We start from the raw sequence: 14151 nt of genomic DNA on the forward strand, positions 1-14151 counted from the left end.
GTGTGGGCTGTTGGACTAAACTGCTCACGATCGGAGGGAGTCCCTCCGTCCGCCTCCTTAGCTCAGTTGGTAGAGCACCGCTCTTGTAAAGCGAAGGTCGTCAGTTCGAGTCTGACAGGGGGCTCAGCTTCTTCGGGAAGCACCTCATTGTGAGGTGCTTCCCGTTTCTGTTTTGAGTCTCACCTAGACTTCCCCTGTGACGAACGCAGAAGGAAGCAGACTCAGCGGACTTGACCGCTTCTTCAAAATCACGCAGCGCGGCTCGACGGTGGGCACAGAGATCAGGGGAGGTCTGACGACCTTCCTCGCGATGGCCTACATCATCGTGCTCAACCCGATCCTCATCGGTGCGGCCGCTGACTCCACTGGTGCTTTCCTCGGCGGGGGAGACACTCCCAACCTGGCCGCCGTGGCTGCTGCGACTTCGCTCATTTCGGGTCTGCTCACTCTGCTCATGGGCCTGGTGGGCAATTTCCCCATGGCGGTGTCCTCAGCCTTGGGCATGAGTGCGTTCATGGCCTTCGGGGTCGTTGTCATCCCCGGTATGACGTGGGCCGATGCGATGGGCCTGGTGGTCATCGAGGGCATCATTCTTCTGCTGCTGGTGGTCACCGGTTTCCGCACCGCGATCTTCAACGCGGTGCCCGGCCAGCTGAAATCCGCAATCGGTGTGGGCATCGGCTTCTTCATTGCGCTCATCGGCATGATCAACGCCGGCTTCATCAGCAACTCCGGCGGAACAGCGCTCGAACTGGGCCAGGGCGGGTCGATTGCCAGCTGGCCGGTGCTGCTGTTCACCGTCGCGCTCCTGCTGCTGTTCGTCCTCTACGCATGGGGCGTGCGCGCCGCGATCCTCTACACGATCCTCATTGCAACAGCCGTCGCGTTTGCACTCGAAGCGGTGTTCAACCTGGGACCGAAGACCGGAGCCGACGGCGAAGTCGCCAATTCGGGCGGCTGGGGTCTGACGGTTCCGAAGATCGAAGGCGGATGGTTCCATTCGCCCGACCTGTCGATTCTCGGTTCGTTCAACCTGCTGGGTTCGTTCCAGTCGGTTGGCATCATCACCGCAGCACTCGTGGTGTTCACGCTGCTGCTGACGAACTTCTTCGACCTGCTGGGCACCATGATGGCCGTCGGCACGCAGGCGAAACTCGTTGACGAGTCCGGTCAGGTAGAAGGCGCCAAGCGGATCATGGTGGCCGATGCTCTCGGTGCCATCGTCGGCGGTCTGGGCGGAACCTCGTCGAATTCCGGTTTCGTCGAATCGACCGTCGGTGTCGGATCCGGCGCTCGCACCGGCCTGGCGAATGTTGTGACCGGTGCGCTGTTCCTGCTGACGGTGTTCCTCGCTCCACTGGCCGCTCTCATCCCCTCCGAGGCGGCAGCGCCGACACTGGTCTTCGTCGGCTTCCTCATGATGCAGCAGGTTGTGCGCATCAACTGGACGGACATTGAAATTGCGGTTCCCGCGTTCCTCACGATTGTGCTCATGCCGTTTTCGTACTCGATCACCAACGGCATCGGTGCGGGCTTCGTGTCCTACGTCGTGCTCAAGACCGCACGCGGCAAGTTCCGCGAAGTGCACCCGCTCATGTACCTCACGGCCGCACTGTTCATCGTGTACTTCGCATCCGGGCCGATCCAAGCGCTCGTGGCCGGCTGACACGCCACCAGCCCCAGCCGCCGTTGCCACCGGCGCCCAGCCGCCGTTTTCAGCAGTGCCGGTTCGGCACCTCGGCGAGTGACACCTGGCCGAATTCGTCATTCTTCTCAGTGTGACTCGGCTCCTATAGAGTGTTGCCGTCATCGGAAAACACCATGAGGACGCAGATATGGAACCCCTGTACATTCTGATTCCGCTCATCCCCGTCATCATCATCGTGGTGCTGCTGTTCCTGCTGTTCGGCGGGCTGCGCACATCGATCTTCTTCACCGTCAAAACGCAGGAGCGCGTCATCGTCGAGCGCTTCGGCAAGTACCGCAAAGTCTGCGAACCGGGCCTGAACATGAAGGCCCCGTTCGTCGACACGACCACCAAGCCGATTTCGCTGCGCGTGCACCAGCTTGAGGTCAACATCGAAACCAAAACCCAGGACAACGTGTTCGTCATGGTGCCGGTTGCGGTGCAGTACGTGATCGGCGAAAACCAGGTCGTTGACGCCTACTACCGCCTGTCGAACCCGGAAGAGCAGATCCGCTCCTACGTCTTCGACACCGTCCGTTCGGCACTGTCGACCCTGACCCTGGACTCGGCGTTCGAATCGAAGGACGACATCGCCACCTCGGTCGAACAGCGACTGTCGGCATCCATGGCCGGCTACGGCTTCCGGATCGTCAACACCCTCGTGACTGACATCAGCCCGGACTCGCGTGTGCGCGACTCGATGAACTCGATCAACGCCGCCCAGCGCGACCGCGTTGCCGCACAGGCCCTGGCTGAAGCTGACAAGGTCAAGCGCGTCACGCAGGCCGAAGCGGAAGCTGAATCGCGTCGCCTTCAGGGTGAGGGTGTCGCCGCCCAGCGCAAGGCAATCGCCAACGGTATCGCCGAACAGTACGAAGCGCTGCGCCGCGTGGGCATCGAGCAGACCGCTGAACAGCTGCTGCTCATGACCCAGTACTTCGACACCATGCAGGACGTTGCCCGCAACGGAAAGTCGAACGTCATGTTCATGCCGAACACCCCCGGTGCCGTGGGTGACCTCGCGGCTGAAATCCGCAACACGATGCTGGCGACCAACCAGATCCAGGAGGACAGCCTCGGGTCCCGCCACGGTCGGTGACGGAGCCGGCTGAGTCCGGGCCGCCAAAGAGGGGTGCGGCTTGACCGCCCTCACGCGAGAACGGCTGCTGAGCACATGCTCAGCAGCCGTTTCGCTGTTTCAGGTCCTGTCGGAAGGGCCCGAGGCGCCGGGCGGCTCCGGTGCGTCCGGAACTTCTGAGGTGCCGGGGGCTTCCGAGGCGGCCGCATCGTCGGCCGCGGCCTGATGGGCAGCGAGTGAGACGTTTCTGCCGCTTTGGCTGCGGGCGTCGAGGGGAAGCTCGGCCGCGGGGACCCATTCGGCGTATTTCGGGTCAAGGAAAGCCCCCGACGATGTTCCGCGGAGTCGGCGGCCCACCCACGGGGCCAGGTGGTCCTTAAGCCATTCGGCTTCGTTTTCCATGCGGTCGCGCAGCGGTTTCGAGGTTTTCTGCAGCCGGAATCCGCGGAAGTCGACGCGGCTTCCTTCGAGCACTGTCTGTGCGGACTGGGCGACCATGCGGTGGCCCTGCGTGCTCAGGTGGATGCGGTCGGGTGCCCAGTATTCCGGGGCGTAGAGCGGGCGCATGCCCCACAGGTCGAGCATGTAGCAGCCGTGGCGGCCGGCCAGGGTCCACATGTGTGCGTTGTACACGGCCACGCGGGGGCGCAGGGCGCGCAGCATCGGGCTGAACGCGGCGGTGTCGAAGCCGTTGCCCAAAAGCACTTCGATGCCTTCGGCCCGCATGGCTGAAATTGCTCGTTCCAGCTGCTCCGCCAGGCCGTCAACATCGACTGATGGGCGCAGCACGTCGTTGCCGCCGGCCACAAACGACACGAGGTCGGGTTTGAGGTCAAGGGCGACGGGCACCTGTTCGTCGATGATGGCGGTCAGCTGCCTGCCGCGGATGGCGTGGTTGGCGTACAGCAGGTTGGGGCTGCCCACGGGGGATTGGGTGAGTGCGTGTGCCAGCCGGTCGGTCCATCCGATGAAGCGGCCGTCCTCGAGTGCGGATTCGTCCATGAGACCTTCCGAGAATGAATCCCCGATGGCCAGGTAGGTGCGGATCCGGTTGTCTTCGTGTTCTGTCACAGGGCCTCCTTATTGAGCTGGTCGAAGGCTTCACGCAGTCCGCTGGCCCGCTCTTCTGGGTTGGCGGGAATCGTGGTGTCGCCGGTCATGACGCGGCGGCACCACTGCATGACGAGGCTGTTCTTGGGTGCCCGAATGCCGTGCAGGTGTGCCAGGCGGACGATCTCACCGCCCAGGTAGTCGGCTTCGATATTGCCGGTCCCGCGGGCCATGGACTGCCAGGTGGAGGACAGGTTCTGCACTCCGTCGATGGGGGCTTCGGGAATGCGGTCGGCAAAACCGAGCTCTTCGGGCGGGTTGGGGCAGTGCACAATCCCCGCGGCCTCGTAGACGCTGCGAGCTTCGTCCTGCAGCTGCTCCAGCAGGTCGCTGTAGTCGACGGATCCCACGAGGGCGTCGATGCCGTTTGCCAGGTTCGCCAGCAGCTTCCCGAAGGTGTAGGGCGAAGGCTCGGGTACGAGCACGGATGCGAAGTTTCCGGCCGTGAAGTCGCGGTCTGCCTGCTGAAGGTAGTGCGGAAGGGCCGCGTTGTCAGCGGTGCTGGTGGCGCCGGCCTGCGGTCGGGGCACATCCGGACCACACACAGGACCGGTGATCAGCCCGGCCCAGCGGTCTTCCATGAACACAGCCAGCTGTCCCGGTTCCGTGTAGACGGCAGGTGTGTAGATGACGGTCGTCGACACGGTCCGGAACCAACGAGGCGCCTGCTCCTGTGCGTCAGTTCCGTTGAGGAACAGCATGAGCGGCAGGCACTCGCCGGCGGTGCCCAGCTGCCTGCCGTGTTCGTCCTCAACCGGACGGTCGGCCCATTCGCTCAGTGCGGTGGGCGCCTGCTGAGTTTTCACTGCCAGGATGATGACATCGTCAGGGCGGAGATTCACCTGTGCGGCAGAGCGCACTACTGTTGGATGTGCAGTCAGAGTTTCATGCGGAGTGCGGACGGTCAGCCCGGCATTTTCGACAGCATCGGCTTGGCTTCCCCGCGCAACCAACACGTGCTCCACGTCAGCGCGGCAGAATCCAGCGCTGAGCATTCCGCCAATGGCTCCGGCTCCCACAATGATGTATCTGCTCATAGCTCAACACTACTAGGAAGGCGTGGCAAAACTGGATCCTCAGGACGTTCGCGGCCCCGCTTCCGGCCGTGGCGCAGACGGCACCGACGGCACCGGAAGCGACGGCACTGCCGCACCGCACTCAGAGGCATCGACGACGGGACGGAACCCGCAGTCTGAAACTGCGGCCGCGTGGACGTCGAGCGAAAACGCTTCCGAACCTCCCACGCGGTCGGCCCGAGCCCGGGATCTCCTGTCGGACCTTGAAAGAGCCGGTGCTTTTGACAAGCCCACGCAGGAAGTTGAGTACGTTGACGGCAGCATGCCGGAAGGTGCGGGCAGCGAAGCTGAGGCAGGCGGTAAGCCCGTTGCATCAGGTGACGCATCTGGTTCTGCGCAGACCGCCTCGATCAGCGTCGACCAGGTGCGCGAAGGTGTCGCCAGGCAGAGGGCGGCATACACGGCCGCCACCGTACGCCCCGCCAGCGCACCTCGCTCGCGCCCCACGAAACCCGAACCCGCAGATGGTGCCGGGCAGGCACCTCGTCCTTCTCAGGGGCCCGGGGTGCGTTCCGGGGCAGGTGCTGTCACCTCGAAAGCTGGAAGTCCCAAGAAAGGTGCAGCGGCCCAGAGCCAGCGCACCTCACGTTCCAAGCGGCGTGCCGCGCAGCGAATCGCACAGCGTACGGTAGCGCGCTTTGCCTCTGATCCGGAGCCGACCACCCAGCCGGTCCCGATCGTCAAAGTGCTTGAGGGCACCCCGTACCAGGCCCCCGTGCAGGCGAAGGCGAAAAGCGAATCCGAAGCGCGGATGATCCTGGACTTGGCGGTCGACATCGGGGCCATGGTCCTGCGTGCCGGAGCCGGCAGTTCTGACGTTGAGGTCAGCGTCATTGCCGCATGCACCTCGATGGGGCTGCCGAACGCGGAAGTCGACCTCACCGCCACCGCACTCACGGTCCACTACGCCGACCCCGAGGGCAAGCAGATGACGGTCGTGCGGGTTGTGCGTGAGGTTTCCCCGCACTTCGCCAAAGTGTCATCCCTGCACCGGCTGGTGTCCGACATGGTCGCCGGCAAAGTTGACTACACGCAGGCGCGCAGCCGACTGGATGCCATTCGCGCCCAGCGCAGGCCCTTCCCGCAGTGGCTTGTGACCCTTGCGTGGGGTGTGCTCGTGGCGTGCTTCGTCACGCTGATCGGCGGGCGCCTGCCGTCTGCTGTTCTGGGCTTCGGCCTGGCCATCTTCATTGACTGGGTGGGTCGTGTGATCGGTAAGACCGGTCTGCCGGCGTTCTTCCTTGTGATGGCCCAATCGGCGATTGCGACGCTGACTGCAATGTTTGCCCATCACGTCGGGTTCATTTCATCGCCCCAGTATTCGGTTGCCGCGGGCATCGTTCTGCTGCTGCCCACTCTGGGGCTGGTGTCAGCCGTACAGGATGCGCTGTCGAACTTCCCGCTGACCGCTGCCGGGCGCATAGTCGAAACGGGGATGGGCTTCGGCGGCATCGTCTCCGGTATTGCGTGCGCTGTTGTCATCGGCAATACGCTCGAGCTCAAACCGATGGAGATTACGGTGCAGAGCAGCGGGATCAGCGTGCTCACCACGATCATCGCTGTTATTGCCGCGTTTCTTGTCGGTGCTTGCGGCGCCATTGGGTTCTACTGTGCGCGCAGGCTCGTGATCCCGGCCGCGCTCATCGGCCTTGTGGGCTTCCTCGTCTATGTGGGTGCTTCGCTTGTGGGCGTTGAGAACATTATGGCTCTGCTCATTGCGTCGACGATTGTCGGTTTGTTCTGCCGCCCGGTGGCCTCCCGTTTGGGTTCACCGGCGATTGTGCTCATCGTTCCGGCGATCTTCCCGCTGCTGCAGGGGTTGTCGATCTTCGCGTCTGTTTACCGGATGATCCCCGTGCCCGGGGAGGATGTTCCTCTGTCGGTTGGCCTGGGTGCCCTGTTTGCGGCGATCACCGCGAACTCGGCAATTGCCGCCGGTGCTGTGCTCGGTGACTTCCTGTCCCGGCCCATGTCGCGCTACGCGAAATCCCGTCGGACTGCGAAGGCTCGAGCGAAAGCCGAAGAAAAGCTCGAGGCTATGCGCAGGGATGCGGGCATCAAGCCGAGTACGGCCTGATCAGCGCAGTCGTTTTAGTCCACTCGCCAGTCGATGGGGGCTGAGCCCTGTTCCGCCAGCAGCGCGTTGCAGCGGCTGAACGGCTTTGACCCGAAGAAACCGCGGCGGGCTGACAGCGGCGACGGGTGCGGCGAGGCGATGATCGGAATGTTCCCCAACAGGGGAGTGAGCGTCTGTGCGGGCCGGCCCCACAGAATGGCGACCAGTGGTCCGCCGCGGCCGGCGAGTGCGCGCACGGCCTGTTCGGTGACGGCCTCCCAGCCCATTCCGCGGTGTGACCCGGCATCACCCGCACGCACCGTGAGCACTCGGTTGAGCAGCATGACGCCTTGCCGCTGCCAGGCCGACAGGTCGGCATGTTCGGCTGGTGCAATCCCGAGGTCGTCCTCGAGTTCGCGATAGATGTTGCCCAGTGAGCGTGGCAGGGGGCGCACGTGGCGCTCCGCCGCAAACGACAGTCCGATGGGATGGCCGGGTGTGGGGTAGGGGTCCTGGCCCACAATGAGCACTCGCACGTCGGCAAGCGGTTCGAAGAACGCGCGCATGACCTGTTCGGGCCGGGGAAGCACGAGGTGGTGCTGGGCATCCCGCTGGACCGTCCGCTGGAGTTCGCGCACCTTGGGCACGGCGGGGCCCAGTGCTTCCAGCCAGTCGGGGCTGACGTTTTCTAACAGGTCAATCGTCATGACTACGACCCTAGCGCGCACGCACACGGGCTGTGCGCAATCGGGCAGACGGGGGCCTACAAGCCCTGGGGATGCGCGGCTATGCTGAGTCCAAGAGTGTCCCCGCCCACACTTCTGCGGTTGAGGCAGCGCGGGGCACAGCGCAAACGCTTCGATGCCGAAAGGACAAAGACGACTATGGCACAGGTACGGGACTTCCCCGAGGTCAAAGACTGGAAGATGCTCATCGGCGGCGAATGGGGCGAAGCCGCTGACGGCACGTGGGCTGATGTCATCACGCCGATCGACCGCAATCGTGTGATCGCCCGTGTTCCGGAAGGCAAAGAAGAAGATGCCGATCGCGCCGTCAAGGCTGCTCGCGCGGCTTTCCCCGCGTGGTCTGCTCTGCACTTCAAGGAGCGTCAGAAGGTCCTCGGACAGTGCGCCGACGCCCTGGAAGAGCAGGCTGAAGAGCTCGCTCAGCTGACCGCGATCGACACCGGCAACGCGCTGCGCACGCAGGCTCGCCCGGAAACGCAGACGCTTGTTGACCTGTTCCGCTACATGGCCGGTGTGGCAGGCGAAGTGAAGGGCAACACCCTTCCGGCCGGCGAAGCGCAGCTGCAGTTCACCCGCCGCGTTCCGCTGGGCGTTGTGGCAGGTATTCTGCCGTGGAACTCGCCGCTGATGATTGCGGCGTTCAAGACTCCTGCAGCGCTGGCTGCGGGCAACACGATTGTCCTCAAGTGCGCCGAAGACGCACCGCTGACCATCCTCAAGATGGCTGAAATCATCCAGGAGTTCCTGCCTGCGGGTGTCCTCAACGTTGTGACCGGCAAGGGCTCGGTCATCGGTGAGGCTCTCACTCAGCACAACGATGTCGACAAGGTTTCCTTCACCGGTTCGACCGGTGTGGGCCGCCACGTGGCCGAGGTTGCCGGCGCTCGCCTGGCTCACTCTTCGATGGAGCTGGGCGGCAAGAGCCCCAACATCGTGTTCCCGGATGCGAACAACGACTACACGCTCGAACAGGTTCTCCTGTCGACCCGCTTTGCCCGTCAGGGCCAGTCGTGCACCATGGGCTCGCGCCTGTTCCTGCACGAGGACATCTACGACGACTTCCTGGCTAAGCTCGTTGACGGTGTTGCCAAGATGAAGGTCGGCGACCCGCGTGATGAAGACAGCGACATCGGCTGCGTCATCAACAAGAAGCAGTACGATCAGATCGCGAACTACATTGAAATGGGCAAGGCCAACGAGGGTGTGGAAATCGCCTACGACGGCGCTGACAAGCTCGAAGTCGGCGAACCCGGCTTCTACCACGCGCCGATCATCTTCGCGAACGCCAAGAACGAATGGCAGACTTCGCGCGAAGAGATCTTCGGTCCCGTGCTGACCGTCATCAAGTTCAAGACGGAAGACGAAGTCATCGCAATGGCGAATGACTCCGACTACGGTCTGGCCGCGTACGTCTTCACGAAGGACGTCGACCGTGCGCTGCGCGTGGCCGACAAGATCGAGTCCGGCTGGGTGCAGGTCAACCAGGGCGGCGGCCAGGTGGCCGGCCAGTCCTACGGCGGTATGAAGACCTCCGGCTTCGGCCGTGAAGCATCGCTTGAGGGCATGCTCGAAGGCTTCACCCAGATCAAGCAGATCAACGTCAAGATCAACTGATCTGACCAGCCGGGTCAGAGAACCCGCTGGGATGGGAAGCGCCCCGGTTACCTCACACGAGGTGCCGGGGCACTTCTGTGCCGTCTTTCGGCTGCTGTTTAGTTCGGCTGCCGCTTATGTGCTTTTGTCTTTCGGGCTGCTGTGGTTGCTGTGCAGGCCCGATCGGGGCTTGTCAGTGTGCCCGCGGTGTGGCCGTGTTCCGACCTTGCGAGCCTCCGTCTCGTGAAGAAAAGAAGTTGACGAGGGCCCACACCGCGGAGGCCAGGATCAGCGGAATTGTCATCGCCCACGAAGCAAACGCGATGACGGCCTTTGCGACCCAGCCCTCGTCCCCGGCCTGCGACCATACGGTTGCGCCGATGCTGATGAGCAGGAATGCTCCTGCCGCGCAGAGGAGGATCGTGAAGACGGTGCGTGCGCCCTGTGTCTTCGGCATCATGATGGGTCTCCTTTACCTTTGTAATGGGATTTGCCAAACGCGCGTACTGAGTAGTAGTAAATATGGGCTGCCGAGTTGCATGATTTCCTGTCCTGGCGTGGTGCGCAGATCTTCAGCATCGCGTTGCGGAATCGGATGTCGCAAGTCTTTCGGGCTGTTTTTGATCCTGGCGAGTAGCATCGGTCGTGGCGATCACACGCTGGTTTAAAGATTCTGTCCCATTTTTTGGTGAGCTTCTTGGCTACTTTGGGAGTGGAGCAGCCGTTGGCTGCCATCGGGGAAATTTGGTCTGAGCTGCGTTCGTACTCGGCCCTCAAAGCGTCTTCCGACAGGTCGCCTTGGTAGCCGTGATCTTTAAGGGCTTCTTGGAGTAAAGAGATAGCTTCCTCTTCTGAAACAGCAACAGTATCAGCATTTGAAGCAGTTGCTGGAGTTGCTGTGGTGATCGCCAGTGCAAAGGCAGACAGCACTGCGGTGGAAATAACTATCAGCCGACCTAGAAGCGACGAATGCGTAGACATTTTGTCCTCCATTATTTAAATGCGCTGCGTCTTTGCGAGCGCTGTCTTGATTGTAAACTCAAGTTGGCTGATTGCGAGTAGATTTTTTCGATTGAAATTTGAAATGGTGTGTTATCTTATTTGACCTGCGTCCAGGCCTTCGGGGCTGACGGGGGAGGAGTTGCGAAGGTTGTAGGCATCGGCGCGTCAGCGGGGATAGTGCCAACGGGCAGTGTACTTCTGTCTTTATTTATTCACCGGCACCTTGTCACACAACAGGTGCAATAGTGGTGACCCGCCGTGCTTCGATACCGCGCTGCGTCGCACGCCCGTAAACGTCGGGGAAAGTGAATTGTCTGGTCCCATAGTCTCGGACGAGGCCTGGCGGGAAGCTGGGCCGCCGGTATCATGGCCGGAGAAGAGGAGGGAGCATGTCGCAGGAGCTTACGGAACTCGAAGCGGAGATTCTTCGCTTCGAAGGTCAGTGGCCCACCTACGGGGGAGCCAAGGACCGTGCGATCCGCGAGCAGTTCGACCTGTCTGCCGCCCAGTACTTCCAGGTGCTGGGCAGACTCCTCGACAACCCAGCGGCCTATGTCGAAGATCCCGTTCTCATCAAACGGCTTCGCAGAATCCGCGACTCCCGACAGGACACAAGAGCACAGGCGAGGATCCCACGCTGATGGCAGAAGAACCCCAGTACGAAACCCGCGCGGAGCGTCGCGCAGCTGACGCGGCCAACCGTCGAGTCGGAGCTCACCGGGCCGGAGCGTCGGCAGGCAGCTACAAGGCGGCAACCGCTGTTGTCGTTGTCCTCGCCCTGGTGGCGGTCCTCCTGATCGTCGGCGCGGTGAGAATCATCCTCTCCGCCGGTTCTGACCCAGAGGCCAAGGTCGAAGAACAGCAGCAGGTCGAGCCCGGTGCAGACGATTCCAAGGATGAGTCTTCGAAGTCGGCTGATCCCAGCGAAAGCGAATCGGGCGAAGCCTCGGAAGGTCCTTCTGATGAAGCCTCAGAGAGCACCCCGAGTGACGGCGAGTCCACCGGCAGCAGTGACGTTAAGACCGTCGCGGGCGAAAGCGGCGACCCGAACCTGTCGATCCTCAACGCGTCCGGCGTCAACGGCGCAGCCCGCAAGTACGCCGACCAGTACGAGTCCCAGGGCTGGACGCTTGGCCGCGTGGGCAACGCCGGCACCAACGTGTCGTCGACCACCGTGTACTACTCGTCTTCGGAATACCGTGACGCGGCTGAACGTGTTGCCGAGGGCCTCGGTGGTGTCAGCGTTGAGCAGTCCAGCCGCTACCGGGTGGGCGTGACGATCATCATGGGCCCCGATGTGGCAAACAGCGACCCTTCTGAGGGTTGAGCCTGAAGCTGTTTCGGGTGGGCGGCTAAGCCCCGCCGGAACGGTAGACTGAAGTTTCGTTCCACATTTGGGAGATGACATGACACAGGGAACCGTCAAATGGTTCAACGCGGAAAAGGGCTACGGCTTCATTGCCGTGGACGATTCCTCCGACGAAATCTTCGTCCACCACTCGGCAATCCAGATGGAAGGCTACCGTTCGCTGGCTGAAGGCGGCCGCGTGCAGTTCGAGATCGCCCAGGGCGAAAAGGGTGCACAGGCTGAGAACGTCGAACCTCTCGACTGACAGCCAGCCCAGCTGAACTTCTCACGAGGGGGAGGGACAGAATTCTGTCCCTCCCCCTCGTCATGTTCTTTAGGGGGTCGGCGGGTGCGGCGAGGTGCCGACGACAGGGGAGCGGCGCCTCGTCCCAGAACACCGGCCCACCCTTTAGCAGCAAAAACTCCCTTTAGCAGTGGTTGCTAAGGCGCAGATCCCGGCTATCGGGAGTTTTTGTGCGGCTAAGGCGTGGATTCCGGCTAACGGGTGTGCCAGAAGGGACAACGTTCAGCATTTGCACTCTCATGTCGAGAGTGCTAAATCTAGTGGTGGTGAAATGCACTGCCCAGGCAGAGGTCGCCGGGCCTGAAGAAGGGATTCAGGTTCAGCTTCCTGCCGTCGCGGGCACCTGGCGGTGCTAGTCAACTGCCACCCCTTACAGGGAGGAAGCCAGCCACTATGGCAAAGCTCATTGCATTCGACGAAGAAGCTCGTCGCGGCCTGGAGACCGGCCTGAACACCCTGGCTGATGCAGTCAAGGTGACGCTTGGTCCCCGCGGACGCAATGTTGTTCTCGAAAAGAAGTGGGGCGCACCCACCATCACGAACGACGGTGTGTCCATCGCCAAGGAAATCGAGCTCGAAGACGCCTACGAAAAGATCGGCGCCGAACTCGTCAAGGAAGTCGCCAAGAAGACCGACGACGTCGCAGGTGACGGTACGACCACCGCTACCGTTCTGGCTCAGGCTCTCGTGTCCGAAGGTCTGCGCAACGTCGCAGCCGGTGCGGACCCGCTCAGCCTCAAGCGCGGCATTGAAAAGGCCGTCGACTCGCTGACCGAAGTTCTGCTCGACTCCGCCAAGGAAATCGAAACCAAGGAACAGATCGCTGCCACCGCCGGCATTTCCGCTGGCGACCCTGCAATCGGCGAACTCATTGCCCAGGCCATCGACAAGGTCGGCAAGGAAGGCGTCGTCACCGTCGAAGAGTCCAACACCTTCGGCCTCGAACTCGAACTGACCGAGGGTATGCGCTTCGACAAGGGCTACATCTCCGGTTACTTCGTGTCTGACGCAGAGCGCCAGGAAACGGTGCTCGAGGACCCCTACATCCTCATCGTCAACTCCAAGATCTCGAACGTGAAGGACCTCCTGCCGGTTCTCGAGAAGATCCAGCAGTCCGGCAAGCCGCTGCTGATCATCGCAGAAGACGTCGAAGGCGAAGCCCTCGCCGTCCTCGTGGTCAACAAGATCCGCGGCACCTTCAAGTCGGTCGCCGTCAAGGCTCCCGGCTTCGGTGACCGCCGCAAGGCTCAGCTCGCTGACATTGCGATCCTCACCGGCGGTCAGGTCATCGCCGAAGAGGTCGGCCTCAAGCTGGAGAACGCATCGCTCGACCTGCTGGGCACCGCCCGCAAGGTTGTTGTCACCAAGGACGAAACCACCATCGTCGAAGGTGCTGGCGACGCCGACGAAATCGCCGGTCGCGTGCAGCAGATCCGCACCGAGATCGAAAACTCGGACTCGGACTACGACCGCGAAAAGCTGCAGGAGCGCCTGGCCAAGCTGGCCGGCGGTGTTGCAGTCATCAAGGCCGGAGCCGCAACCGAAGTCGAACTGAAGGAAACCAAGCACCGCATCGAAGATGCCGTCCGCAACGCCAAGGCTGCTGTGGAAGAGGGCATCGTCGCCGGCGGTGGCGTGGCCCTCATCCAGGCAAGCGCCAAGGCCTTCGAAAACCTCAACCTTGAAGGTGACGAAGCCACCGGTGCAGCCATCGTCAAGGTGGCCATCGAAGCTCCGCTCAAGCAGATCGCCATCAACGCCGGCCTCGAACCCGGAGTTGTTGCCGAAAAGGTGCGCGGACTCGAAACCGGTCACGGTCTCAACGCTGCAACCGGCGAATACGAAGACCTCCTGGCTGCCGGTGTCAACGACCCGGTCAAGGTGACCCGCTCTGCTCTGCAGAACGCCGCTTCGATCGCAGGCCTGTTCCTCACGACAGAAGCCGTTGTGGCCGACAAGCCGGAGCCCGCACCCGCAGGTGACCCCACCGGCGGAATGGGCGACATGGGCGGCATGGGCTTCTGACCCAGCCGGCCGTGAACACGGTCCACTAGGCAAAGCCGCGGGCGCAGACACACTGTCTGCGTCCGCGGTTTTTCTGTGCGCGTACACGGTTTCCGCTGACCTGCAATTCAGTGTCTTCGCAGGATG

The 14151-nt window shown here is 62.5% G+C and carries 13 protein-coding genes and 1 tRNA gene; 9 read left to right on the forward strand and 5 right to left on the reverse strand.

What is annotated here, in order from left to right:
- Positions 1 to 51: 51 nt before the first annotated feature.
- The 3 genes from HMPREF3092_RS03560 to HMPREF3092_RS03570 all read left to right on the forward strand — a co-directional run bounded on the left by HMPREF3092_RS03560 (position 52) and on the right by HMPREF3092_RS03570 (position 2786).
- A tRNA-Thr gene (locus tag HMPREF3092_RS03560) sits at positions 52 to 124 on the forward strand.
- Between the two features lie 72 nt (positions 125 to 196).
- A complete protein-coding gene (locus HMPREF3092_RS03565) occupies positions 197 to 1666 on the forward strand; it encodes an NCS2 family permease (RefSeq protein WP_070423857.1) in 1470 nt (489 codons plus the stop codon).
- A gap of 169 nt (positions 1667 to 1835) precedes the next feature.
- Positions 1836 to 2786, forward strand: a complete 951-nt coding sequence (locus HMPREF3092_RS03570) for an SPFH domain-containing protein (RefSeq protein ID WP_019175766.1) — start codon at positions 1836 to 1838, stop codon at positions 2784 to 2786.
- Between the two features lie 99 nt (positions 2787 to 2885).
- Here HMPREF3092_RS03570 and HMPREF3092_RS03575 read toward each other — a convergent pair whose 3' ends face one another.
- Together HMPREF3092_RS03575 and HMPREF3092_RS03580 are read right to left on the reverse strand one after the other, a co-directional pair.
- Positions 2886 to 3836: an SGNH/GDSL hydrolase family protein gene (locus HMPREF3092_RS03575; RefSeq protein ID WP_070423858.1), complete on the reverse strand. Its 951-nt coding sequence runs from the start codon at positions 3834 to 3836 to the stop codon at positions 2886 to 2888.
- Entirely contained in the window at positions 3833 to 4912 is a 1080-nt protein-coding gene (locus HMPREF3092_RS03580; RefSeq protein ID WP_070423859.1) for a ketopantoate reductase family protein, read from the reverse strand. Before HMPREF3092_RS03580 ends, HMPREF3092_RS03575 begins: the two co-directional genes overlap by 4 nt.
- Positions 4913 to 4934: 22 nt before the next feature.
- Between HMPREF3092_RS03580 and HMPREF3092_RS03585 the strand changes: the two genes are divergently transcribed.
- Positions 4935 to 7028 (forward strand): threonine/serine exporter family protein, encoded by a 2094-nt coding sequence (locus HMPREF3092_RS03585; RefSeq protein WP_070423860.1) that lies wholly within the window; start codon positions 4935 to 4937, stop codon positions 7026 to 7028.
- A 14-nt stretch (positions 7029 to 7042) separates the two neighbouring features.
- Here the strand turns inward: HMPREF3092_RS03585 and HMPREF3092_RS03590 are convergent, their stop codons facing one another.
- Complete coding sequence (locus HMPREF3092_RS03590; RefSeq protein WP_070423861.1) at positions 7043 to 7714, reverse strand: uracil-DNA glycosylase; 672 nt, start codon at positions 7712 to 7714, stop codon at positions 7043 to 7045.
- Positions 7715 to 7891: 177 nt separating this feature from the next.
- On the opposite strand from HMPREF3092_RS03590, the gene HMPREF3092_RS03595 reads away from it, so the two are divergent.
- On the forward strand, positions 7892 to 9367 hold the full coding sequence (locus HMPREF3092_RS03595; protein ID WP_070423862.1) for an aldehyde dehydrogenase family protein: 1476 nt from the start codon (positions 7892 to 7894) through the stop codon (positions 9365 to 9367).
- A 172-nt stretch (positions 9368 to 9539) separates the two neighbouring features.
- Here the strand turns inward: HMPREF3092_RS03595 and HMPREF3092_RS03600 are convergent, their stop codons facing one another.
- Positions 9540 to 9803, reverse strand: coding sequence for a hypothetical protein (locus tag HMPREF3092_RS03600; protein WP_176745685.1), 264 nt, complete (start codon positions 9801 to 9803; stop codon positions 9540 to 9542).
- The gene (locus HMPREF3092_RS10955; protein ID WP_162131036.1) at positions 9803 to 10327 is read right to left on the reverse strand and encodes a phospholipase A2; all 525 of its coding nucleotides are present in this window, start codon (positions 10325 to 10327) and stop codon (positions 9803 to 9805) included. Before HMPREF3092_RS10955 ends, HMPREF3092_RS03600 begins: the two co-directional genes overlap by 1 nt.
- A gap of 410 nt (positions 10328 to 10737) precedes the next feature.
- On the opposite strand from HMPREF3092_RS10955, the gene HMPREF3092_RS03605 reads away from it, so the two are divergent.
- The 4 genes from HMPREF3092_RS03605 to groL all read left to right on the forward strand — a co-directional run bounded on the left by HMPREF3092_RS03605 (position 10738) and on the right by groL (position 14025).
- Positions 10738 to 10989 (forward strand): DUF3263 domain-containing protein, encoded by a 252-nt coding sequence (locus HMPREF3092_RS03605; protein ID WP_061942066.1) that lies wholly within the window; start codon positions 10738 to 10740, stop codon positions 10987 to 10989.
- Entirely contained in the window at positions 10989 to 11675 is a 687-nt protein-coding gene (locus HMPREF3092_RS03610) for a LytR C-terminal domain-containing protein (protein WP_070423864.1), read from the forward strand. Before HMPREF3092_RS03605 ends, HMPREF3092_RS03610 begins: the two co-directional genes overlap by 1 nt.
- A gap of 79 nt (positions 11676 to 11754) precedes the next feature.
- Positions 11755 to 11961, forward strand: coding sequence for a cold-shock protein (locus tag HMPREF3092_RS03615; protein WP_019175758.1), 207 nt, complete (start codon positions 11755 to 11757; stop codon positions 11959 to 11961).
- A gap of 432 nt (positions 11962 to 12393) precedes the next feature.
- Positions 12394 to 14025: a chaperonin GroEL gene (gene groL, locus HMPREF3092_RS03620; protein ID WP_019175756.1), complete on the forward strand. Its 1632-nt coding sequence runs from the start codon at positions 12394 to 12396 to the stop codon at positions 14023 to 14025.
- The last annotated feature ends 126 nt before the right edge of the window (positions 14026 to 14151 follow it).

It is taken from the genome of Brevibacterium sp. HMSC24B04, from assembly GCF_001806835.1.
In the GTDB taxonomy this organism is placed as follows: Bacteria; Actinomycetota; Actinomycetes; order Actinomycetales; family Brevibacteriaceae; genus Brevibacterium; species Brevibacterium ravenspurgense.